Annotated in this window: 26 protein-coding genes; 24 read left to right on the top strand and 2 right to left on the bottom strand. The window is 36.5% G+C overall.

What is annotated here, in order from left to right; all coding sequences use genetic code 11:
* The first annotated feature begins 169 nt into the window (after window positions 1-169).
* From BN1225_RS13080 to BN1225_RS13020, 13 genes are all read left to right on the top strand, one after another.
* Window positions 170-427 carry a DUF1294 domain-containing protein gene (locus BN1225_RS13080; protein WP_317621646.1) on the top strand — a complete coding sequence of 86 codons (258 nt, stop codon included), beginning with the start codon at window positions 170-172 and terminating at the stop codon, window positions 425-427.
* Between the two features lie 22 nt (window positions 428-449).
* Window positions 450-932: a peptidylprolyl isomerase gene (locus BN1225_RS13075; protein WP_041140225.1), complete on the top strand. Its 483-nt coding sequence runs from the start codon at window positions 450-452 to the stop codon at window positions 930-932.
* Window positions 933-1187 (top strand): glutaredoxin family protein, encoded by a 255-nt coding sequence (locus tag BN1225_RS13070; RefSeq protein ID WP_041140224.1) that lies wholly within the window; start codon window positions 933-935, stop codon window positions 1185-1187.
* A gap of 11 nt (window positions 1188-1198) precedes the next feature.
* Window positions 1199-2197 (top strand): UDP-glucose 4-epimerase GalE, encoded by a 999-nt coding sequence (galE, locus tag BN1225_RS13065; protein ID WP_041140223.1) that lies wholly within the window; start codon window positions 1199-1201, stop codon window positions 2195-2197.
* A gap of 20 nt (window positions 2198-2217) precedes the next feature.
* Entirely contained in the window at window positions 2218-2682 is a 465-nt protein-coding gene (locus BN1225_RS14215) for a GNAT family N-acetyltransferase (RefSeq protein WP_187117564.1), read from the top strand.
* A 56-nt stretch (window positions 2683-2738) separates the two neighbouring features.
* Window positions 2739-3347: a GyrI-like domain-containing protein gene (locus BN1225_RS13055; RefSeq protein ID WP_041140222.1), complete on the top strand. Its 609-nt coding sequence runs from the start codon at window positions 2739-2741 to the stop codon at window positions 3345-3347.
* A gap of 85 nt (window positions 3348-3432) precedes the next feature.
* Window positions 3433-4188, top strand: a complete 756-nt coding sequence (locus BN1225_RS13050) for an exodeoxyribonuclease III (RefSeq protein ID WP_041140221.1) — start codon at window positions 3433-3435, stop codon at window positions 4186-4188.
* Window positions 4181-4942, top strand: coding sequence for an APH(3') family aminoglycoside O-phosphotransferase (locus tag BN1225_RS14210; protein ID WP_052466698.1), 762 nt, complete (start codon window positions 4181-4183; stop codon window positions 4940-4942). Before BN1225_RS13050 ends, BN1225_RS14210 begins: the two co-directional genes overlap by 8 nt.
* Before the next feature lie 9 nt (window positions 4943-4951).
* Entirely contained in the window at window positions 4952-5746 is a 795-nt protein-coding gene (locus BN1225_RS13040; protein ID WP_041140220.1) for an APH(3') family aminoglycoside O-phosphotransferase, read from the top strand.
* 9 nt (window positions 5747-5755) lie between these two features.
* Complete coding sequence (yfcE, locus tag BN1225_RS13035) at window positions 5756-6313, top strand: phosphodiesterase (RefSeq protein WP_041140219.1); 558 nt, start codon at window positions 5756-5758, stop codon at window positions 6311-6313.
* Entirely contained in the window at window positions 6303-6731 is a 429-nt protein-coding gene (locus tag BN1225_RS13030; RefSeq protein ID WP_041140218.1) for a GNAT family N-acetyltransferase, read from the top strand. The genes yfcE and BN1225_RS13030 overlap by 11 nt, the downstream gene beginning before the upstream one ends.
* Window positions 6732-6773: 42 nt before the next feature.
* The gene (locus BN1225_RS13025; protein ID WP_041140217.1) at window positions 6774-7544 is read left to right on the top strand and encodes a threonine/serine exporter family protein; all 771 of its coding nucleotides are present in this window, start codon (window positions 6774-6776) and stop codon (window positions 7542-7544) included.
* Window positions 7541-7978 carry a threonine/serine exporter family protein gene (locus BN1225_RS13020; RefSeq protein ID WP_041140216.1) on the top strand — a complete coding sequence of 146 codons (438 nt, stop codon included), beginning with the start codon at window positions 7541-7543 and terminating at the stop codon, window positions 7976-7978. Before BN1225_RS13025 ends, BN1225_RS13020 begins: the two co-directional genes overlap by 4 nt.
* On the opposite strand, the gene BN1225_RS13015 is transcribed toward BN1225_RS13020, so the two are convergent.
* Window positions 7972-10089: an Abi family protein gene (locus BN1225_RS13015; protein WP_041140215.1), complete on the bottom strand. Its 2118-nt coding sequence runs from the start codon at window positions 10087-10089 to the stop codon at window positions 7972-7974. The genes BN1225_RS13020 and BN1225_RS13015 overlap by 7 nt on opposite strands.
* Window positions 10090-10178: 89 nt before the next feature.
* Between BN1225_RS13015 and BN1225_RS13010 the strand changes: the two genes are divergently transcribed.
* The 11 genes from BN1225_RS13010 (at window position 10179) to BN1225_RS12960 (ending at window position 22966) form a co-directional block, all read left to right on the top strand.
* The gene (locus BN1225_RS13010) at window positions 10179-10973 is read left to right on the top strand and encodes an alpha/beta fold hydrolase (RefSeq protein WP_041140214.1); all 795 of its coding nucleotides are present in this window, start codon (window positions 10179-10181) and stop codon (window positions 10971-10973) included.
* Between the two features lie 172 nt (window positions 10974-11145).
* Window positions 11146-13227 (top strand): glutamine synthetase III family protein, encoded by a 2082-nt coding sequence (locus BN1225_RS13005; protein WP_041140213.1) that lies wholly within the window; start codon window positions 11146-11148, stop codon window positions 13225-13227.
* A gap of 94 nt (window positions 13228-13321) precedes the next feature.
* Complete coding sequence (locus tag BN1225_RS13000) at window positions 13322-14161, top strand: MurR/RpiR family transcriptional regulator (RefSeq protein ID WP_041140212.1); 840 nt, start codon at window positions 13322-13324, stop codon at window positions 14159-14161.
* Between the two features lie 127 nt (window positions 14162-14288).
* Complete coding sequence (locus tag BN1225_RS12995) at window positions 14289-15176, top strand: AraC family transcriptional regulator (protein ID WP_041140211.1); 888 nt, start codon at window positions 14289-14291, stop codon at window positions 15174-15176.
* A gap of 146 nt (window positions 15177-15322) precedes the next feature.
* Window positions 15323-16354, top strand: a complete 1032-nt coding sequence (locus BN1225_RS12990; protein ID WP_052466696.1) for a serine hydrolase domain-containing protein — start codon at window positions 15323-15325, stop codon at window positions 16352-16354.
* Window positions 16355-16452: 98 nt separating this feature from the next.
* Entirely contained in the window at window positions 16453-17745 is a 1293-nt protein-coding gene (locus BN1225_RS12985) for a PTS sugar transporter subunit IIC (RefSeq protein WP_041140210.1), read from the top strand.
* Window positions 17746-17754: 9 nt separating this feature from the next.
* Window positions 17755-18789 carry a MupG family TIM beta-alpha barrel fold protein gene (locus tag BN1225_RS12980; RefSeq protein ID WP_041140209.1) on the top strand — a complete coding sequence of 345 codons (1035 nt, stop codon included), beginning with the start codon at window positions 17755-17757 and terminating at the stop codon, window positions 18787-18789.
* Between the two features lie 20 nt (window positions 18790-18809).
* Window positions 18810-19721, top strand: coding sequence for an N-acetylmuramic acid 6-phosphate etherase (gene murQ, locus BN1225_RS12975; RefSeq protein ID WP_041140208.1), 912 nt, complete (start codon window positions 18810-18812; stop codon window positions 19719-19721).
* A 31-nt stretch (window positions 19722-19752) separates the two neighbouring features.
* Window positions 19753-20904, top strand: coding sequence for an anhydro-N-acetylmuramic acid kinase AnmK (gene anmK, locus BN1225_RS12970; protein WP_041140207.1), 1152 nt, complete (start codon window positions 19753-19755; stop codon window positions 20902-20904).
* Complete coding sequence (locus tag BN1225_RS14205; protein ID WP_052466694.1) at window positions 20898-22088, top strand: PTS transporter subunit EIIC; 1191 nt, start codon at window positions 20898-20900, stop codon at window positions 22086-22088. Before anmK ends, BN1225_RS14205 begins: the two co-directional genes overlap by 7 nt.
* Window positions 22070-22966, top strand: a complete 897-nt coding sequence (locus BN1225_RS12960; RefSeq protein ID WP_041140206.1) for an N-acetylglucosamine kinase — start codon at window positions 22070-22072, stop codon at window positions 22964-22966. The genes BN1225_RS14205 and BN1225_RS12960 overlap by 19 nt, the downstream gene beginning before the upstream one ends.
* An 89-nt stretch (window positions 22967-23055) precedes the next feature.
* Here the strand turns inward: BN1225_RS12960 and BN1225_RS12955 are convergent, their stop codons facing one another.
* A complete protein-coding gene (locus BN1225_RS12955; protein WP_041140205.1) occupies window positions 23056-23622 on the bottom strand; it encodes an HD domain-containing protein in 567 nt (188 codons plus the stop codon).
* Window positions 23623-23709: the final 87 nt, after the last annotated feature.

The raw sequence follows: 23709 nt of genomic DNA, 5'->3' as shown, positions 1-23709 counted from the left end.
TAAATATGAGAAACTATAATAGATCATTTGATCAGACGTTCTTAAACAAATCATACGATGACTTTAGTCAGATATGATTTTTTAATTACGATGAACCCTTATTTTCATTGGCATAGCAGAAGGATTTTGCTATAATGATGGCGGTGATAAAATGATCTATTATTTAATCTTGATAAATATAGCGGGTTTCATTTCGATGCTGATCGATAAATATCGTTCAACGCATCATTTATGGCGAATCAGCGAAAAAACATTGCTTCTTTTAGCTGTTTTGGGTGGCAGTATCGGCAGCTATATCGGGATGCAAATGGCACATCATAAAGTTTCAAAAAAGAAATTTAGTGTCGGCATTCCGCTGATGATCATTTTACAAATTCTCATTTTGACTTATTTGCTTTTAGGACCTAATAAAAGTATAATGGGATAAAGATACAGAAAGGAAAAAAATAATGGAAACAATAAATATTAGAATAACAATGGAAACCGGAGAAGTCATGGAGGGAGAATTATATCCTGAAATCGCTCCGATTACAGTAGAAAACTTTGTCAATTTAATTAAACAACATTTCTTTGATGGATTAATCTTTCATAGAGTCATTGACGGATTCATGATTCAAGGCGGAGGATTTGATAAAGATATGAAGCATAAGGAAGCCAAAAGCATTAAAGGTGAATTTGCATCAAATGGTGTTAAGAATGATTTAAAACATACACCAGGTGTTTTATCTATGGCACGTACCATGGTAAAAGATTCTGCTTCAAGCCAATTCTTTATCATGCATAAAGATGCACCGCATTTAGATGGAGATTATGCCGGCTTTGGTAAGATCACGAAAGGTATGGAAGTAGTGGATCGGATCGCTAAAACAGCGACAGATTTCCAAGATGCGCCGTTATCAAAGCAGATCATTAAAACAATCGAGGTGATCTAAATGAAAAAAACGGAATTGTTTTATTTGAAGAACTGCCCTTATTGCAAACAGGCAATTCGCTGGATGAATGAGTTAAAAGCAGATCCGAAATATGCAGATATTCAAATTAAAATGATTGAGGAAAGTGAAGAAGCTGCTTATGCAGATGCTCACGATTATTATTATGTACCGACTTTCTTTATTGACGATGTAAAAGTTCATGAAGGAGCGGCAACTAAGGAACAGATTGAAGAAGTACTAAATAAAAGTTTATAGGAGGATAAACGATGGCAATTTTAGTAACGGGTGGAGCAGGATTTATCGGCAGCCACACAGTCGTGCAGCTGTTAGAAAATAATCAGGAAGTCATTATTGTAGATAATTTTTATAATTCAAGTGCAGATGTCCTAGATAAGATCAGAACAATCGCAAACAAAGATTTTAAATTTTATGAATATGATATTACATGTAAGGAACAGATGGATGAAGTATTCAGAGATAATGATATTGAAGCCATCATTCATTTTGCCGGATATAAAGCAGTTGGAGAATCTGTAGAAAAACCATTGATGTATTACTCAAACAATTTAGTAAGCACCTTTGTTTTATGCGAAATGATGGAGAAATACGGATGTAAACGTTTTGTCTTTTCATCAAGTGCAACCGTATACGGAAAACCGGCATCTGTGCCTATCAAAGAAGATTTCCCTTTATCAACAACGAATCCTTATGGAACGACAAAGTTGATGACAGAAAGAATCTTAACAGATATTCAGTTTGCACATCCGGATTGGTCAATCGCCTTGCTTCGTTACTTTAATCCAATCGGGGCACATAAGAGCGGATTGATCGGCGAAAATCCAAAAGATATTCCTAATAACTTAATGCCTTATATATTAAAAGTAGCTTCCGGAGAATTAGAATGCTTAAATGTATTCGGAGATGACTATGATACTCATGACGGAACCGGAGTCAGAGATTATATCCATGTGGTAGACTTAGCTCGCGGACATGTTTTAGCCATCAACAAAGTCATGAACAGCAGTGGGGTGCATATCTATAATTTAGGTACCGGAAAAGGTTACAGTGTTTTAGATATTGTGAATAACTTTGAACGTGCAACAGGAATTAAAATCAAATACAAAATAACGGATCGTCGTCCCGGAGACATTGATGAATGTTATGCGGACACAGCAAAAGCAAAAGAAGAATTAGGTTTTGTTGCCGAAGCGGACATTGATGAAATGTGTAAAGATGGATGGAATTTCGTTATGCATAATAAATAGGCGTTAAGCCTATTTTTATCGTGATCAGAGAATTTCAAAAAGAGGATGCACCTCGTGTGCAGAAGATTGCACTGAAATGTTTTGACAATAATATCCGTCAGGATAAAAAACTTTATTTGGCTAAACATTTTGTTAAAAGTTATTTTAAAATAAAAAATATAGAAGCACGATTAGATCATCAGTACGAATTCTATGTTTTAACTGAAAATGAAATCATAGGGTTTGTAGAGATTCAAGATGGGAATACTATAACTAATATTTTTGTTGATCCGCCCTATCAAAAACAGGGATATGGAACTCAGCTGCTTAAATATGCGATCCTACGTTGTCAGGCATTGAACCCTAAATTGGATCGTGTGTCACTGGATGCGGAAACACAGGCAATCAAATTTTATGAACATTGTGGTTTTACCAGCTTGTCAAGAAGCAAAACGGTAATGGGTGTAGAAATGACAATGATGGAAATAAAGTTAAAAAATAACTAAATTATGTAGCATTTTTTTAGAATTTGTATATAATAATTAAGTGGTGAGGTGAGAAGATGAAAGAAGACATTAAAAAAGAGTATAAAGAATTATTTGATGCCAGTACGAAATCAATCGATATTGTCCAAGTACCTGAGTTTCAGTTTATTATGTTGGATGGTATCGGCAATCCTCGTGAAGTTGAGTTTAAAGAAAAATCAGAAGCATTGCATCTGTTTGCCAAAGCCGTTAAAAAATACTACAAAGCTCATGGTTTAACAGACTACATGAGTTCACCATTAGAAGGTGTTTGGGATACATATGATAATGGTCAATTTGACGTTACGCGAAAAGAAAGAATCAAATATACATTGATGATTGTGCAGCCAACTGCAATGACTCAGGAAATATTTGAAGAAATCAAACAAATGTTGATTGAAAAGAAGAATATTCCATATTTAGAAGATATCTATCTTAAAAAACGTGAAGAAGGAGAAGCCGTTCAAATGCTGCATATCGGAGCATATGACACCGAAATCTCGTCTACAACTCAGATTATGGAATATGTTACTATTCAAGGGTATAAGCTTAACGGGCTGCATCATGAAATTTATTTGAATGATCCGCAGAGAGTAGATCCGGAGAAATTAAAAACGATAATTCGTTATCCAATCTGTGAACTTTAAAAAACGATGAAAATCGTTTTTTTCTTTGCGTTTCACTATTCAAATAAATCGATTTATGAAATAATAAAGGCAATAGGAGGTCATTATGAAATTAATATCATGGAATGTCAATGGCTTACGTGCCTGTGTACAAAAAGGCTTTGTTGATTTTTTCAAAGAAGCAGATGCAGACATCTTTGCCATTCAGGAAACAAAATTACAGCCGGATCAAATCGATTTGGAATTTGAAGGGTACCACAGTTACTGGAACAGTGCCGTTAAAAAAGGGTATTCCGGTGTTGCTGTCTATACTAAAAAAGAACCTTTAGCGATTACATATGGATTAGATATCGAAGAACATGATCAAGAAGGTCGTGTAATTACTTTGGAGTATGCTGATTTTTACTTTATCACCTGTTATACCCCTAATACGAAAAGAGAGTTGTTACGCTTGGACTACCGCATGATTTGGGAAGATGAGTTTAAAGCTTATATTGCGCGTCTGCAAGAAAATAAACCTGTTATTATTTGCGGTGATCTGAATGTTGCGCATCAGGAAATTGACCTTAAAAATCCTAAAACCAATCGTCGCAATGCCGGGTTTACAGATGAAGAAAGAAACAAATTCAGTGAGTTGCTGAAGATTGGATTAACAGATACTTTCCGTCATTTCTACCCTGATGTAACCGGTGTGTATTCTTGGTGGTCTTATATGTTTAAATCAAGAGAAAAGAATGCCGGATGGCGCATTGATTACTTTTTAACCAGTGAAAGTCTAAACGATAAATTAGTAGATGCAAAGATTTATACTGAAGTTTTAGGTTCTGATCATTGTCCGGTCGGGTTAGAGATCAATGTTTGAGGAATGGATCAGAAAATATGAGATTGCCAAAGTTACTGAAAATCAAGTGGGATGTTCAGAGGATGGCGTCTATTTTCTAACGAACAATAAACAAAACTATTATTTAAAAATATCAAGAAATAAAGAAATTCTAAATGAAGTAAAAGCTTATCGCTATTTAGAGGGGAAACTGAATGTTCCAAAAGTATATGAGTTTATTGAAAAAGAGGGACAGCATTTCTTATTAATGAGTGAAGTCAAGGGCAGAATGCTTTATGAACTGCTTAAGGAGGATATTCAAGGAACGATCAAGCTTTATGCTTCCGCATTGAAAATGCTACATGAATTGCCCATCGAGGATTATCCGATTCAGCGTGATTTGTCAGAATGGATTCAGACTGCTCAAAAGAATCTTCCCAATGTCGATCTTGATACTTTAGAGGATATAACGAAAGCACGTGGATTGGAAGCTACTTTTGAACGATTAGTGGCACTGCGTCCACTTGAACGTGATTTGGTGGTCTGCCACGGGGATTTTTGTATGCCCAATGTATTAGTTGGCGATCAAATCGGTTTTATCGATTTAGGAAGAAGCGGTGTAGATGATCGTTATCAGGATATTGCCTTGGCATTAAGAAGTCTGAAAACAAATATTGAAATGATTCATCAACCTTATTTAGAGTCCTATACCATGCTTTTTTTAGAGACTTACGGCATTGATAAGATAGATGAAAGAAAACGTGAATTTTACTTTTTATTAGATGAATTTTATTAGGAGAAGAATATGCAGCTGCCAGATGAATTAAAAGATAAAATAGATATGCGTGATGTTACACGTCCACAGATGGGATATTCAGATGCCGAAGTTTTTGAAGTAAAGAAAGGGTATCTCAATAAGGATATCGTGATAAAATGTTCTGCTTCATTGGATATTGAAAAGGAAGCCCAAATTTTGATTTGGCTTCAAGATAAAATGAAAGTGCCCCATGTCTATTTTCATCTTTTTGATCAGGGAATGTATTATTTGGTGATGGAGATGCTGCCGGGGGTAATGGGACAATATGGCTTTGAACAAATGAGCAGGGACGAGATGGTGATCCTCTATGCTAAAGAAATAAAAAAATGGCATCAGATCGATTACCAAGATTTCCCTGTATATAATACCCTGGAAGATAAATTGAAGCATGTTCGCTATAATTTAAAGCATAATTTAATCAAAACACAATACTTTGAACGTGAATTCAAAGGAATGAGCGGACAAGAGGTTTATGATTTGATGATGGCACATTATCCCAAGGATTTTGATTTGGTTTTATGCCATGGAGATGTCTGCATGCCAAATTTTATGATTAAGGATAAAGAAGTCACCGGCTGGATCGATGTTGTTGGCTGTGGTGTCAATGATCGCTATTTAGATATTGCGATTGCTTTACGAACCTTGCGATTCAATTTTGAATGGAGGCATGAAACCTTTACCGCAGCCGATATGCAGTTGTTTTTAAAAACATATGGGATAGCATCATTAGATCCAGACAAAGTCTTATTTTATATATGTTTGGATGAATTAACCAACGGATAGGAGAAGAAAATGAAATTAATGTTTATTTCTGATGTACATGGATCTGCTTATTATATGGAAGAAAGCATAAAACAGTTTGAAAAAGAAAAATGTGATTATCTGATTTCTTTAGGTGATCTTTTATACCATGGACCACGCAATGACCTGCCTAAAGAGTATGCCCCTAAAAAAGTAGCGGCAATGCTGAATGCTTTTAAAGATAAGATAATCAGTGTCAGAGGGAATTGTGACAGTGAAGTGGATCAGATGATGCTTGAATTTCCTATATTAAGTGAGTATACGCATTTATTTATAGATGGACATCGTTTCTTTTTAACTCATGGACATCATTATCATAAAGAAGCATTGCCGCCGTTAAGTAAAAATGATGTGTTAGTCTATGGTCATTATCATGTGCCGCTCGCTCAAAAAACAGGAGATATCTTTATTTTAAATCCATCTTCGGTTTCCTTGCCTAAAGAAGGAACCAACAGTTTTGGTATTTATGAAAATCATATTTTTACGATTAAAACTTTCGATGGAGAAGTTGTTGCTTCCATTGATCTAAGAGGCGAAGATGGAAATTAAGCAAATTGAATGGAACAGCGAAGCATATAAAAAGGCCTTGGAATTAAGAGATAAAGTGCTGCGTCAGCCTTTAGGCATGAGCATATATGACGATCCATTAGAAGCAGAAAAGAATGATCTTCATATTATAGTAATGGAAGGTACTCAGGTCATTGGAGTTTGCTTCTATCGTACTATTGATCAAGAGACAATGCAGATGAAACAGGTAGCAGTTGACCCTTCTTTTAGGAATCGTCATGTTGGAACAGAAATGTTTATGCAATCGATTCAGAAATTAAAGCCATTACATGTCAAAACGATTATGGTACATGCCAGAGAAAATGCCTTAGGCTTTTATCAGAAGCTAGGCTTTGAAGAATGCGGCGATCCATTTTTGGAAGTGGGAATTCGACATCATTTGCTCAAGTATAACTTGTAATTTATGAGGGATTGCTTATAATAAAAAACTGTGGGTGATAAAATGAAAGAGATCGATCAAATCTTGGAATTAAGTCTTGAAGCAGGACGCATGATGCTGGAAAGCAATTCGGAAATCTATCGTGCAGAAGAAGTCATCGTCAATATTTGCCGCGCCTTTGGTGTGAAAAATATTGATGTTTTTACGTTAGCGACCTGTATTTATTTATCTGTTAATATTGAAGGGCATACGTATACTCGTATACGCCGCATTTATCAGCGTGAAACAAACTTAGCACGTATTTCTAAGATCAATGATCTATCCAGAAGTATCGTAAAAAACCATTATACACTAGATCAGTTCAAAGAAAAGTTATCTGATGTGGAGTCATGTCAGGGACTACCTAACTGGCAAAGAGCGTTGACAATCAGTGCCAGTTGCGGTGTTTTTGGCATCATGTTCATGCCAAAAGCAAACTGGATTGATTTTATAGTGACATTCATTATCACATGTTTTACTTATTATTTAATGCAGTTTTTAAAGAAATATGAAATGAATGCTTTTATTGCCAATGCCCTTTTGGCAATCTTGATGACATTTTTAGCCTCAATGTGTGTAAGTTTTGGTATCGTTCGGGATATTGACACGATCGTTATCGGTACGATCATGATTCTGGTGCCGGGAGTGGCAGTCACCAATGCCGTTCGAGACATTATCAACGGAGATATTCTCTCAGGAACCATTCGGACGGTAGAAGCCTTAATTATTGCTTTAGGCATTGCTTTTGGTGTTGGGCTTACCTTGTTTTTTTCAAATATCGGAGGACTGCTATGATTACAGAATTTCTACTGGGATTCATTTCCTGCTTAGGTTTTGGTTATATATTTAATTGTCCTCTTAAAGCCATACTAAAAGGCTGCATCGCCGGTGGTTTTGGATGGGCAGCCTATAAGATGATGTTGGGATTTGAACAGGGAACGATTATTGCCACCTTTGTCGGGGCGTTAGTTTTAAGTATTATCTGTGAGATTTGTGCCAGAGTATATAAAGATGCTGTGACAGTATTTGCCTTGCCGGCAATCTTGCCATTAGTTCCGGGAGCCGGACTGTATTATACCATGTTGTATTTTATACAGAATAACTATGACTTAGCCTTATCGAAAGGGATCGAAACACTGGGGAATGCAGTGGCGATTGCGATTGCTTTATTGATAGTTTCATCAATAACCCGATTTATTTTTAAAGTAATCCGAGGAATCCATCATTGATTCCTTTTTTTATTGATATGACGGCATTGTTCATTAAGTAAGATTTCTTTCCAGTTAACAGGAAAAGAATAATCCAGCTCTAAATCAAATGAACTGTTTTCCTGATACGCCATATCAAACAACTTCTCAGCGGATTCGATAAACTCTGTCACATTTTCCGCATTTGGAGATAAGCGAACCGCTAACAAGGTATAATAAAATAAAGAGTGATGATTGATCGTTTTATCCAATTCACATTGATCTTCCGGTTTTGTCATGATCGGACGCAGTTCTTTCATGGAAGTTAAGCGATAAAGACTTTGATAGTGAGCACATTTATTGCGCAGATTATTTAACCCCACAATCCATGCATTAAAGGTCTGCGGTGTTAAATCGACATAATATTCTTGTAATAAGGCTTTCTTTTCAGCGATTACCAAGTTTTGAAAGATCCCGATCAGCCAGCCAAAAGTCATTAAACCGGCCGCGGTGGCAAAGCTGATGGCATATTTGCATTCTCGATATTCTTCTATAACCTGTTGATTATTGGCAATGATTTCATTATCAATACGAGTATTCAATTTCTTGATATTTTCATAATGAAGGTCATTATCTTCAAAAACATAATTGCGTAAATATCCACGATAATAGAAATGACGAATATCCTTACCAATGACCTCATAGATTTCATCATATTTATTGGATAAATATTGCGTAAATCCGGAACGAAAATAAAGTTCAACACTCTCTAGTAATGCCTGATACTGATAGCGCAAAAGACGGTCAATTCTGACAATCGCTAAAAGATTGCGAAATTCTAATTGCGGCTGCTTTTGAATATAAGTTTTTAATTTATCGTAGCCAACTTCATACATCAGTTTTTGTAATTGATCGACTTGATTGAGTCTGTCAAAACAAATCATGGGAATCAAGTTTTCCAATGTATCCGGATTTGCCCGAACAGTATCAGCATTTAATGTAAAGCCACCAATCGTTATGCAGTTTTCCGGCACTTCTTGATTGGACGGCGTTTTTTTATCTTTTACAGGTGCTGCTTGATCCGCTTCACAGATAATCGCTTCTACTTCTTTTTTACTGATTGTAAGTAATTTGCCAATGGATTCTAATTTTTTTAATTGACCATGTATTTGAATATCCTCAATCAAGATATCCAGCTGATTGATGGTTTCACTGATTTTATTTGTTTGATAAGCATGCCGGTATTGTTCAAAAAAAGAGGGGATAGTGGGATACAAAATAAGCTCATTCTTGATCTTTTTAAGCTTAATATAAAGATGATGTTGGTTATAAAAAGATAAGATGGTTTCTAAAGCGCTCGTATCCTCAGTTTTCGTATTGATATAATGAAAATATTGGACAGCAGGCAATAAAAGCGAAGGTGAAGAAAGCATTGCCTGATCGATAGCAGTATATAAATCCGTCGTTTCTTCGTCATCGTAGCCATTTAGCTTCTGCTTTGTTGTTTCTTTTAATTGTGTGAGCAGTTTGTTTTTTTGTTTCGGATCCTTTAATTTTAAATAGGTTTTCAGCTGTCGTTTGGCTTTCTGTAAGATTCTTTGTCTTAGTTTTTGCTCTTGCTGTAAAACAAAATCATCTTCTTTTTTAATCAGTATTGCGGCTTCTTCTTGTAAAAAGGAATAATCATCGTTATGGTAAGCCTCTAAAATAGAAAAGATATAAGGTTTCAGATGGCCCAACACATCTTTAAAATAAAGACGAGGATAATGCTGCAGGATGAGGCAAGTCATATCCATAGCCGTCATTTCATCAGAACTTTGTTTAACTTGTTTTTTATATAATGTAGTATACTCATTATAGAGGTCAAATTTTATGACAAGCTTTTCTTTTTCTAAAGCGAGTTTAGTTTCTAAAAAAGAAAGAATTGTCATTTGATTTTTGATAAGATAGATTTTATGGTAGATACGTGCTATTTGTTCGACAAAGAGTTCTTGATCGATCTCAGACAAAATAGTCAATGTGCTTTCGACAATCGAAAGCTGGGATTCATCATTTAAGGTTTGCAGAAGCAAAAGACGATAGGAATGATCACTTTGCATTAACCAGTGAAGATCCGGTTTATTTTGTTTTTTAAATGTATACGTTTGTTTCATATAACCTCCTTTAATGAAATTATACCATATATTAAGTCTATATTGATTTCAAACGTAGTATTTTATCAAAAAAGAAAGAAGGATTATCTATGATAACATTTTTAGGAAGAACAGAATGTCAGCTTGTTTTGATCCATGGAGGACCCGGAGCAATCGATTCACTGCATGGATTAGCAGAGCAATTAAGTAAAGGAATCGGCGTTGCAGAACATACTCAGACTCAATATACGATTGAAGATTTGGTGGAAGAATTAAAGCAGGATCTGTCCTCTTTAACTCATAAAGTGACAATATTGGGACATTCATGGGGAGCTTGGCTGGCAGGTATTTTTGCCCAGCGTTATCCTGAACTTGTAGAAAATGTCATTTTGGTAGGGTGTCCGCCATTAAATGAAAGCTATGTTTCAAAGATTGAAGAAAGAAGATTTGAGCGCCTTACTTTAAAAGAAAAAGAAACATTTCAAACTTTACTGATAAATTTGGCAGATCCTTATTATGCAGATAAGGATGAAGCCCTTAAACATTTGGGTAGTTTAGTGGAAAAAGCCGATAATTATTGTTTGAATCCGGAACTGGTAAGTGTGGAAAAAACGGACGGAAAGATGTATGATGCGATCTGGCAGGAAGCAAGTCGGTGGCGTAAAGAGGGGAAGTGGGAAAGTATATTCAATGCGATTGAATGTCCGATTTATTTAATACAGGGAAAATATGATCCTCATCCTATTGTCGGAGTTGTCGAGCCGTTAAAACCACAAGGAAAGATTAAAGAAGTCTACGAACTGTCTAAAAGCGGACACTCGCCTTTTTTGGAACAGTATGACAGTTTAATGTTTTGTGAACTCGTCATCAAACTAAGTGAGCCCTTACATAATAATGGCGAATAATTTACTTTTATCAGAAGAGTAGGGAGGTAAAATCATTTTATTTGTATTTATTTAGTAAATTTACCATATATATTAAAGAATGATTTTATTGACAGTAAAAGATCTGATGATATAATTATCCTGTAAGTTTAAAGAACAGGATAACAGGCAAAATAAGGGAGGAATTTGACAGATGGATATGAATAAAATTATTGAAACTTATGGGTGCAAAACGTTTACTGATGATACCATGAAAGCACGTATTCCAAAATCAACCTACAAGGCTTTTCATGAAGCTTTGCAGAATGGGGAAGCCTTATCGAGAGAAACCGCAACGGTCATTGCAAATGCAATGAAGATTTGGGCGATGGAAAACGGAGCAACTCATTTTACACATTGGTTTATGCCAATGACAGGATTAACTGCGGAAAAACATGATTCGTTTTTAGAACCCGACGGACAGGGACATGCGATCACAGAGTTTAGTGGAAAAACCCTCAGAAAAGGGGAACCCGATGCTTCATCATTTCCATCAGGAGGGCTGCGTGCAACTTTTGAAGCACGTGGATATACGGCATGGGACTGTACTTCACCTGCTTTTGTGAAAGAGGGGTCTCTTTATATTCCAACCTTATTTTGTTCTTATACAGGAGAAGCTTTAGATAAAAAAACACCGTTATTAAGATCAATGGATGCTTTAAACAGTGCTGTTGTTCGTTTGATGCATTTAATTGGGCATACAGAAGTGACCAGTGCATATGCCAGCGTAGGTGCGGAACAGGAATATTTTTTAGTAGATGATCGTTATTTTCAAGAACGTATGGATCTTAAACTGACCGGACGTACTTTGTTTGGAGCAATGGCACCAAAGGGTCAGGAGCTAGAAGATCATTATTTTGGAAGTTTGAAACGTAAAGTTGCGGCTTTTATGAAAGATTTGGATGAAGAATTATGGAAATACGGCATTCCTTCTAAAACAAAACATAATGAAGCGGCACCGGCACAGCATGAAGTGGCATGTGTATATACACGCATGAATATTACGACCGATAATAATCATTTATTGATGATCTTGATGCAGGATGTAGCAAAAAAACATGGGCTGCGTTGCTTATTGCATGAAAAACCGTTTGAGGGCATCAATGGGTCAGGAAAACATGATAATTTCTCAATTATCACGAATACCGGAATGAATTTGTTTAATCCAGGAGCAAATCCGGAAGAAAATATTCCTTTCTTAGCAGCTTTAGCTTGTACGATTAAAGGGGTAGACGAATATGCCGACTTATTAAGAATGTCGATTGCAACAGCAGGCAATGATCATCGTTTAGGAGCAAACGAAGCTCCCCCTGCCATTATCTCCATGTTTTTAGGGGATGAATTAGATGAATTAATTGAGAATATCATTACCGGCAAAGTAAAAACACATGCTCAAGGGGCACGTTTTCAAACCGGGGTTTCGGTAGTCCCTACTTTCTCAAAAGATACGACCGATCGTAATCGTACTTCGCCTTTTGCCTTTACGGGGAATAAATTTGAATTTAGGGCAGTAGGATCAAGTCAATCCATTGCCGGACCCAATACGATATTAAATTCAATGCTGGCAGATGAAATGAATAAAATGTCAGACGCCATTGAAAGCGGAAAAGAAGTGATAGAGGTCATTCGTGACTTTATTAAAGATCATCAGCGTATCATCTTTAATGGAGATGGCTATTCAGCCGAATGGGAAGCAGAAGCTGCTCGTCGCGGCTTACTCAATAATAAAAATACAGTCGCGGCCTTAGAATGTTTAAGAACTCCTAAGAATTTGGAAATGTTTGACCGTTTGGGGGTTTATACAAATGTAGAATTAGCATCAAGATATGAAATTCTACTAGAAAACTATATCAAAACGATTCAGTTAGAAGCTTTAACCGCAATAAAGATGGCAAAAACTCAGATTTATCCTGCAATTGTGAGTTATTTAGGAGATTTCTCAGCCGATATCCTAGCGACAAAGGAACTGGGATTGGATACTTCTTTCTTAGTTGAAGACGCTCAAAAGATAACCACACTTCTTTCACAAATGAAAGATGAATTGACCTTATTGGAAAATAACGTAAGTAAGTGTCAGGAGTCAAAGGCCGCAGTGGGAGAACTGGCCGCCTTATGGCGTGATGATGTTTTCGTCAACATGGAAGCATTAAGAAAAACAGTCGATCAGTTGGAAGTCATTGTCGATGAAAAATACTGGCCAATGCCTACCTACATGGAACTCTTATTTGGTATTTAATTGAAATACGGCAACGTTTTGTTGCCGTTTTTATATACTTATCTCTTTTCTAAACCCAATAAATATCCTATAATGAGAGAAAGCAGGTGATAAAATGAGTTGTTTATATCGTATCAAAGAAGCCAGAAACATGATGACCGATACAGAAGGGAAACTGGCAGACTATATTTTAGATAATCATGCCGATATCCTAAATGATTCCGCTCAAGTCTTAGCTGATAAAACAGGAACATCCGCAGCGGCAATTATTCGTTTCGCTAAAAAGATCGGATTTAGCGGATTTAGTGAATTGAAAGTAGAACTGGCGAAAGAAAGCGGCGGGAATATTGAAAACTTCACAGAACAGATTCGTGCCGAAGACAGTATTCATACATTAATCAAGAAAACAAAACAGGTTAATCTGCAAGTCATAGAACAAACCTATTACTTAATGAATGAAAGTACCATGGAAAAGGCCGTACAATCCTTGAAATCATCACGCTATATTTATTTATTCGGAGTAGGTTCAAGCGGCATTGTCTGCGATGACTTATTACATAAACTTTCACGTATCGGAAAATTCGCCATTCATCATCATGATACTCATTTTCAGATAACCAATGCTGCCCATATCACAAAAGATGACGTAGCCTTAGGCATCAGTTACAGCGGTGAAACAAAAGAAGTCGTTACAGCAATGCGTTACGCTAAGGAAAGCGGGGCAGTGACGATCGGGATCACACAATTAAAGAAATCACCTTTAGCCCGTTATTGCGATATTCTGCTTTATATTCCAACCGAAGAAAGAGAAGTAAGAATAGGGGCAATCTCCTCACGTGAATCTTCTTTGATTATTACCGATTTACTTTATTTGGCAATCGCAAAAGACAATTTAGAACAAACCCATGATTACCTATTGAAAACTAAAGAGATGGTAAAAGAATTCAAATCATAAAGCCGTACCTAACGGCTTATTTTTTATTCTAAACAGTAAGTCTGTTAAAAGACGTCCTATTTGTGCAAACAAGAACAGGATTTAAAACCAAGAATCGATTATATTAATAGATAAGGGAGGGATAAATATGGAAGCCATGTATCTTTTACAAAACGCCATTACTTATATGGAAGAACATCTTTTAGAAAGCATCAGCTATGAAGCCACGGCCAAAAGTATCGGTATGTCAAGTTATAATTTTCACCGAGTTTTTCGTTTTATGGCGGGAATGACTGCAAGTGAATACATTAGAAATCGACGTCTTTCACTGGCAGGACAGGAACTTCAAAACGGTGATATTCTAGTAATTGATGCCGCATACAAGTACGGTTATGACACACCGGAAAGTTTTTCTAAAGCTTTTTCCCGCTTCCATGGAGTGACCCCGACACAGGCAAAACGCAAAGGCACGGAACTTCGCTTGTTTAATCCTCTTGTAATTAAAATAACGATGGAAGGTGGAAACATTATGCATTACAAAATTGCTGTACAAGAAAGTCAGAAGTTTATTACAATCATTAAAGCATTTCCAAATGTTAAGATGAATGATGAAAATGATCAAAGTATTCCTAATTTTTGGACCGAGTGCCACAACAATCAACAGATCCAACGTCTTAAATCACTTCGTCCAAAAGGAAAAAGAGATGTATATGGATTATGCAGTCCTACATTAAAAAATGAAACCCATTTTAATTATGGCATTGGCATCCTTTTAGATGAAGAAACCGATGTATCCACACTGGATGAACTTTTAAACAGCGGTTATTCGATTTGGGAAACAAAACCAATGGACTACGTAGTGTTTAAATGCTTTGGAAATGACAGTAGGTGTATCGCTGAAACTTGGAGCAAGTTCTTTAAAGAATTTATTCCGCAAACAGGGTATAGTCAAACTGAAGATACCGATTATGAGATCTATTTTGAAGAGGGAGAAGAAGGATTATTCTGCGAACTTTGGATTCCTGTAAAAAAATGATCACTATAAAATAAGTAATAAAAGGCACCTGAGAGTGTCTTTTATTATTGTAGGAATAATTGTCTTAGACGGTTAGGAAGTTGACAGGTTACTTAAAAGCTTTCATAATAAAAACGAAATAATATTTCAAAAACAGGAGAATAAATATGAAAAATAAATTAGAAATCCAAAACTATTTAACAGACTCTGTTGAACGTGGTGTCTTTTGCGGATGCCATGTATGGATGATGGATCATGGAAAAAGTGAATATTTTATAGTCGGGAATAAAAGTGTTTATCCGCATAAAGAAATAAACGATCAGCAAACCATCTATGATTTGGCAAGTCTGACTAAAGTCATTGTGACAACCCCTCTTATTTTAAAGCTGATTGAGAAAAATCAGTTAAGTTTGGATCAACCGATTCAGACAATATTACCTTCGTTCCAATCTGCTCAGGTAACGATTGAACATCTGCTGACTCATACCAGTGGGTTACCGGCAGATACGATTTTGCCTTTGGACAGCCAAAAACCGCAAATCTTAGAAGCCATTTATCGATTATCGTCATGTTTAGAACCGGGAAAACAGATTGTTTATTCGGATCTTGGATTTATTTTGTTGGGTGAAATTATTGAGACAATAACTAGAAAATCTTTGGCTGATTTAAGTAAAGAATGGCTGTTTGTACCTATGGAAATGGAAGAAACCGGATATCTTCCCGATCAAACATGGATACAACGCTGTGCACCGACCGAGGACTCACCGTTATTAAAGCGCGTCATTCGGGGAACTGCACATGATCGTAAATGCCGTATGATGCAAGGAGTGTCCGGTCATGCCGGAGTATTTTCGACGATCTATGATTTAAGTCATTATGCAAAAATGTTGCTGAATGGGGGAAAGTATAAAAAACAAACGATATTACAACCAGAGAGCATCGCTTTGCTTTATCAGAACCGAACGTCTAATGTCAACGGTAATCGTGGAATTGGATTTATCAACAGTGATCCGGTACCGATCACACCATTCCATTCCAAACGTGCAATTATGCATACCGGATTTACAGGAACGTCGATTATGGTAGATTTTGATTTGGAATTAGCTGTCATTGTGTTAAGCAATCGAATACATCCAACACGAAATAACCCTTTGATTTTAGAATGGCGAAATCAGTTCTATGAATTTTTAATGAAATAATATTTCATAAATTATTAAATTTATATTGAAATATAATTTTTATTTGTTATACTGAAGATGTAAGCCATTCCAATATTTGGGAGCGAAAGGAGAACACTATGGAGAAGTTTACAGGGTTTATTGAAGAGAAGATAGCGCCACCGCTAATTAAATTCTCAAATTTAAAGTATGTTCAAATTATTCAAAGAACATTTATTACGTTTACCGGATTATTGATCGTTGGATCATTATTCTTACTTTTAGCGGCATTGCCAATTCCTGGATATAAGGAATTTATCGGAACATTTGCAGCTAAATTCTCAGCAGCCTCTGGCATTGGAACAAGTTTTATCGGACTTTATGTTTCTGTGACAGCTGCCTATGCAACAATCGAATATTATAATTCTAAAAAGGGTGAAAGAAATGATTTTTTAGCGCCAATCATCCTTTCTGTTGCATCATTCTTATTGATGATTCCTGCTCAGACTGTGAAAACAGTGGTAGAGGGATCAGATAAAGCCGGATCTTTTTCCGGGGTACCAACGGATTTCTTAGGAGCAAAAGGAGTCTTTGCCGCATTGGTAATTGCCATTGTGACAGTAGAATTATATCGTTTCTTTGTCCGTAAGAAATTAGTGATTAAAATGCCTGAAGGGGTACCAAGCATGGTATCACAAGCGTTTGTTGCTTTAATCCCTACAGCCATTATCGTGACAATCTGGTGGTTTGTACGTGTTGTATTAAACTTAAACTTACCACAAATGATCATGGATATCTTTACACCATTGATTAATGCAGGAGATTCCCCTGCGACTGTCTTTACAGCGACATTCTTAAATCGTATCTTATGGGCAGTCGGAATTCATGGAGGAAACGTTGTCGGGGCAGTTGCCACTCCAATTTGGACACAGATGAACGTTGCCAACATTGCCGCTATGGAAGCCGGATCAGCATTGCCTCATATGTTTAGTGGAGTATTCTATGATAACTATATTTGGACCGGATTAGCGCCTCTTGCGATTGTAATGTGTTTCTCTAAGTCAAAACGCATTAAAACATTAGGGTTACTTGCTTTACCGGCAGCTTTCTTCAATATTGGAGAACCATTGATCTTCGGTCTGCCAATCGTTATGAACCCATTAATGATGATTCCGTTTGTGATTAGTTATTTAGTTGTCGCTATTGTGGCGGTCATTCTGACAGTTACGGGAATATTGCCGGTACCGGTCTTGATTGCCCCATGGATTACACCGGCACCAATTAAAACCTATATTGCCACGGCAGGTAATATACCGGCAACCATGTTTGTCATTATTACCTGGGTCATCTTAGCATTAGTATTCTATCCGTTTATTAAAACCATTGAAAAACAAGATTTAAAGAAAGAAAAAGAAGGCTTAGAAGCCCAGTAGGAGAAAAACATGTTAGGAATCTCTGTATATTTTAAAGATTTAGATGTAGAATATTTAAAAGAAGCAGCCCAATGTGGAGCAAAGTATGTATTCACTTCTTTGCATATCCCCGAAGAAGACTACAGTGATTTAGATCAAAAGTTACCATTGTTTTTAAACACATGTCAACAGTTGGGATTGCAGGTTGTACCCGATGTATCACCGGTTACCTTTGACAAATTAAAAGTTGAAAAAGGAGATTATCACCGTTTAAGAGAAATGGGATTTCAATCTTTAAGATTAGATTATGGCTTTGATAATTATGAGACAGTAAAGCAACTGCAAAAAGACTTTTATTTGATGCTGAATGCCAGTGTTGTGAATAAAGAATATCTTGATGGAGCAATAAAAGCCGGAGTGGATATGACAAAGATTGCTTTGACACACAACTTTTATCCAAGAAAAGAAACAGGACTAGGGATAGAAGCCTTTAACCATAAAAATGAAATATTTAGAGAATATGGATTAACGATTCAAGCCTTTGTGTGCGGAGATGTATTAAAACGTTTCCCATTATATGAGGGACTGCCAACATTAGAATGTCACCGTGAAAAACATCCGTTATGTGCAGCCGTTGAATTGATTCATGATTGTGGAATTAAAGATGTCTTTATTGGGGATAGTAAAGCCTCATTAGAGACGTTAAGAAGCATTCAAGCCTATATGGAAAGTAAAAAACTTTACATCAAAGCGCATTTAGAAAAGAACTATCAGCATTTATATGATCAGGAAATTCAAATCAGAAAAGATCAGCCTGAACAAGTGATCCGTCTGGCAATACCAAGAGTCAATGATGTAGAAGTATATCATAATACTTGCCGTCCAAGAGGAAGTATAACAATGCAGAATGCATTAGCGGGTCGTTACAGTGGAGAAATCCATTTGAATAAGATAGACATGGGGATGGATGCACGTGTTAATGTGATTGGATTTATTCATCCGGAATATGTCGAACTATTAAATTATATTGATAATGATACGACCATTATATTTGAGAAATTATAAAAAGAATTTAGGAGGGTCTTATGGCAAAAATTGAAATCACTCACTTAGTGACTGAAAGTAGAAATCCCAAAACAATGAACTTAGATGATATGAGTATTCATCAATTCTTAGAAATCATGAATGAGGAAGATGCAAGTGTCCCTCTTAAAGTAAAAGAAGTTTTACCGCAAATAGAAAAAGCCGTTGCAAAGATCATCGATGCTTTAAAAAACGGTGGTAAACTTTATTATGTCGGTTCCGGAACAAGCGGGCGTTTAGGCGTCTTGGATGCGGTGGAATGTCCGCCAACATTTGGAACCACAGATGAAGTCCAAGGAATCATTGCCGGAGGTGACAGTGCTTTCGTGAAAGCGAAAGAGGGAGCTGAGGATAATGAAGAAGGGGGCTATCAAGATATTTACAATGCGGCTATTACCGCTAGAGATATTGTCGTTGGAATTGCTGCAAGTGGAAGAACACCACACACGATCGGAGCTTTAAAAGCAGCTAATGAGATCGGTGCTTTCACTATCTCTATTGCTTGTAATCCAAACAGTAAAGTAGGGCAAGTGGCAAAACTGGCGATCGATATGACAATTGGTCCGGAAGTCATCACCGGATCTACCCGTTTAAAAGCTGGAACTGCTCAAAAGTTAGTATTAAATATGTTGTCTACCGCTTCTATGGTAGGAATTGGGAAAACTTATCAGAATTTAATGGTAGACATGAAACCAACCAATGAAAAATTAGTAGAAAGAAGTAAACACATTATTATGGAAGCAACGGATTGCAGTTATGAACAGGCTTCTATTGTGTTTGAAGAAAGTCATCGTCAAACTAAAATAGCGATTGTGATGATCTTACTTGATTGTGACGAAAAAACGGCCCGTCTGCAATTAGAAAAACATCACGGTTTCGTTAAAAATGCAATGATGGATAAACAGGCTGATTAATCAGTCTGTTTATTTTTTAGGAGGAATCATTATGTATGCAGTAGGATTGATGTCCGGTACCTCATTAGACGGTATCGATGCGGTGTTATGTGAAATTAATGGATCGCAGAAAACAACAAAAGTGAGTATGCTGGCTTTTGATACGTATGAAATACCGGAAGATATCAAATTAAAAATAAAAAAAGCATGTGACCCCATGTACTCAGGAGTAGATTTAATCTGTTCGCTAAACTTTGAATTAGGAGAATTGTTTGCGAAGAGTGTAAAAGCCATCTGTAAACAAGCAAACTTTCAGTTAGATCAATTAGATTTTGTGGCAAGTCACGGACAAACGATTTATCATCAGCCGATTGCCGATGATACGCATGTGCGTTCCACTTTGCAGATTGGAGAAGCGGCTGTAATTGCTTATGAATGCCAAGTTGATGTCATTTCTAATTTTAGAGTCATGGATATGGCAGCTAAAGGGGAAGGCGCCCCCCTTGTTCCTTACAGTGAGCAAGTTCTTTATCAAAAAGAGAATGAATGCATAGCCTTACAAAATATCGGAGGAATAGGAAATGTCAGTGTTCTGCCAACGGAAAAAAGCCCCTTGCCATTAATCGCTTTTGATACCGGTCCGGGAAATATGATTATTGATGAAGCAATGCTTCAACTATATGGAAAGCCTTATGATGAAAATGGTCAAACAGCCGCTTTGGGAAAGGTGAATGAAGCAATGCTGAAAGAACTGATGGCACATCCTTACATCTTACAAGTTCCAAAGAAAACGACCGGACGAGAAATGTTTGGTCAGTCATTCACTTTGGATGTATTGAAACGCTATAAAGCTTTACCTAAAGAGGATATCGTCGCAACGGTTACGATGTTCACAGCTAAATCGATCGCGGTCAACTATAAGCAATTTCTTTTACCTGATTATCCTATCAAAAAATTAATCGTCGGTGGCGGTGGAGCCTATAATCAGACCCTTATGCGCTTTATTCAAGAAGAACTGCCCCAACTGGAAGTGCTGACTCAAGAATCTTTAGGGTTTTCCAGTGCGGCAAAAGAAGCTATTGCATTTGTCGTTATGGGAAATGAAACCTTGCATCGTCAGGCTTCTAACGTGATTTCGGCGACAGGTGCACAAGAATGTGTCATATTAGGGAATATTACCTACGGAAGGAAGAAAGCATGTTAGAAAAGGCAATAACCGTGATGCAGCCATGGGTAGAAAAAATAAATGAACTCAGCCATTTAAAAGCACTGAAAAAGGCAATCGTGGATCTTCTTCCTATTTTTATTGCCGGCTGTTTGATTTTATGGATAAATCGCTATATAAAATGGAACGATATCGATCAGATAGGACTTCTCTTTTGTCAGGTATATCCTCTTTTTTTAGTTGCAGCATATGGCTATCATTATGCTCAAGAAAAACAATCTTCCGTCATAGAAATTATGGTAAATGATATTATCTTTATGCTTTTATTTCGCTATTTAGGGAATATGTCTATGCAAGAAAGCTGTCTGATAGTCCTTTTCTTTACTTTTATATTCAACTCAGTGTTTCACATAAACTCAAAAATACCTGTGATAAAAAGTTTTTTTCCACAAGGGGCAGCCGATTATCTTCATAAGATAATGCTGCTATGTTTGAATTTCGTTATAATGGGTGTACTTATATATATTGGTCTTGCTTTCTATCCGATGCTTTCCCTAATTGTTGGAGGGATATTGGGGGCTGTCAATTCTATCTATGGCATTTTAATTGTCATTTTAATCACGGTATTCTTTTGGAGCACAGGGATGCATGGGATTGCATTTATCAGCACCTTATTAAGACCTTTTTGGCTGCAAATGCTGATGTTGAATATGTCTCAGCTTTTGATGAATCAGTCCCCATTATATATTGGCACAGAACCCTTTTATCAATGGTTTGTCTGGATTGGCGGCAGCGGCACTACTTTGGGACTGGTGATGCTCATGCGCTGTTTTTCAAAAAGTCATCATTTACGTGCGTTAGGCAAAGGAGCGTTTAAATCAGGCTGGGTAAATATTAATGAAGAGGTTATTTTCGGCACTCCAATTGTTATGAATAAGCTGATGATGATCCCTTTCTTTTTGACACCATGTATTTGTGTTATCGTCAGTTATATCTGGATAGCACAGCAGCCGTTTCTATATCCTTCATTTTTATCCCCTTGGGTGTTTCCTTTTCTTTTAGGCGGATTGATTAGCAGTGGGGGTGTATTTCAAATTCTTATCTTACTTATTTGTTTATTCATTATTTCAATTCTTGTTTATCTGCCATTCTTTCTTTGTTATGATAAACAACTTAAAAAATCAGAAGAAACAGGAGGAGCAATATGTACTATATCGGAATAGATGGTGGTGGAACCAAGACAAAATTTGCTTTATACGATGAAAACGGAGTGTCTCTTGCTGAAACCGTATTAGGAACCTGTCATATCTTACAAGTATCAAAGGAAGATATTATTTCTAATTTAAAAGAAGGAGTCCAATGCTTGCTTGACCAATATCCTAAAGCAACGTCTCATTTAAAGATTGGGATCGGACTTGCCGGCTACGGGCAGAACCCGGTATTGCGTAAAGAAATTGAGGACATCTGTGATCAAGCCTTTTTAAATACTCCTTATACGTTGACCAATGATGTTGAAACGGCATTGAATGGTGCCCTTAACGGACAGGCTGGGATTATGGTCATTGCCGGTACCGGGTCCATCGCTTTAGCTAAACATGACAATCAGGAAATTCGCTGCGGTGGCTGGGGATATAGCTTAGGGGATGAGGGAAGTGCTTATTGGATCGCCAAAAAGCTGCTGGCAGTTTTCTGTAAGCAGAGTGACGGACGTTTACCTAAAACCTATTTGTATGATGCTTTAAAACAATATTTAGAAATAAAAGAAGATCATGAATTAATCCCTTATATGAATACAGTCATTCATAATGAACGTGATAAAATTGCGAAAATGGCTGTAGTTGTTTATCAGGCAGCAAAACATCAAGACAGTTATGCAATCAAAATATATGAAGAAGCGGCTTTAGAAATAGCAATGCTGCTAAATACATTAGCCAAAACTTTTGATGAGCCGGTAACAGCTTCATATATAGGGGGTGTTTTTAAAGCTGACGATTATATTTTAGAACCGCTAAAATATTACTTAGATTCTAAGATTACTTTAATTCCACCATTATATCCACCGGAATATGGTGCTTATCTGCTAGCTAAAAAAAGGATATAATAGCTTCTAAAGTTAATAATAAGGATAACAGAATTAAAGCAAAGAAGAACCCGCAAAACAGCAGGTTCTTTTTTTAATTGCCAATAAATTTATGAATTCAGTACAGACATTACTTGCTGATATTTATTTTTATAGTACGCTTTACTTTGCTGGGATAATTTATTAAAACTTCTTTCTAATTTTCCCTTTACAAATTCAATTCCTTTTTCAATATCCATATTTCTCTCTTTATATGCCAAATATAAAAGACTTGGTAAACTATCAAAGTGAGATATCGCATCTGCATCGGCAACACATAATTCTTCTATACTACTTTTATCAGCTTGTATACTGCCTCTATGATTTCTTATGCATTTTTGTACAAGTTCTATTTTATCTTGTTCATAGGAAAACTCTGTCAAAAGATCATAAGCAATGTCTGCCCCATGAATATGATGATCAACGTATAAAGTATAATCCGTAATCGAAGCGATATCATGCAGCCATGAGGCAATCATCACGATTTCTTTATCAGCACCATATTTTTCCGCCAATAACTCTCCGTTTTTAACTACGGCTTCAATATGGTAATAGCAACCCATTCCAAATTTATTAGTTGGCAACACACATCTTGAATATACTTCTTGTTTTAAATAATCTAAAATATCTGTTCTCATATTTTTCTCCTTTTTTATTTAACTTTATCATAGGTGAAAAAAGATCGGTTAAACAAAGCAGCAAAGACAGCAAGAATTTAATCAAAG

This window comes from Beduini massiliensis, assembly GCF_000829905.1.
In the GTDB taxonomy this organism is placed as follows: Bacteria; Bacillota_I; Bacilli_A; order Erysipelotrichales; family Coprobacillaceae; genus Beduini; species Beduini massiliensis.
This window is presented reverse-complemented; position numbering and strand designations above follow the sequence as displayed.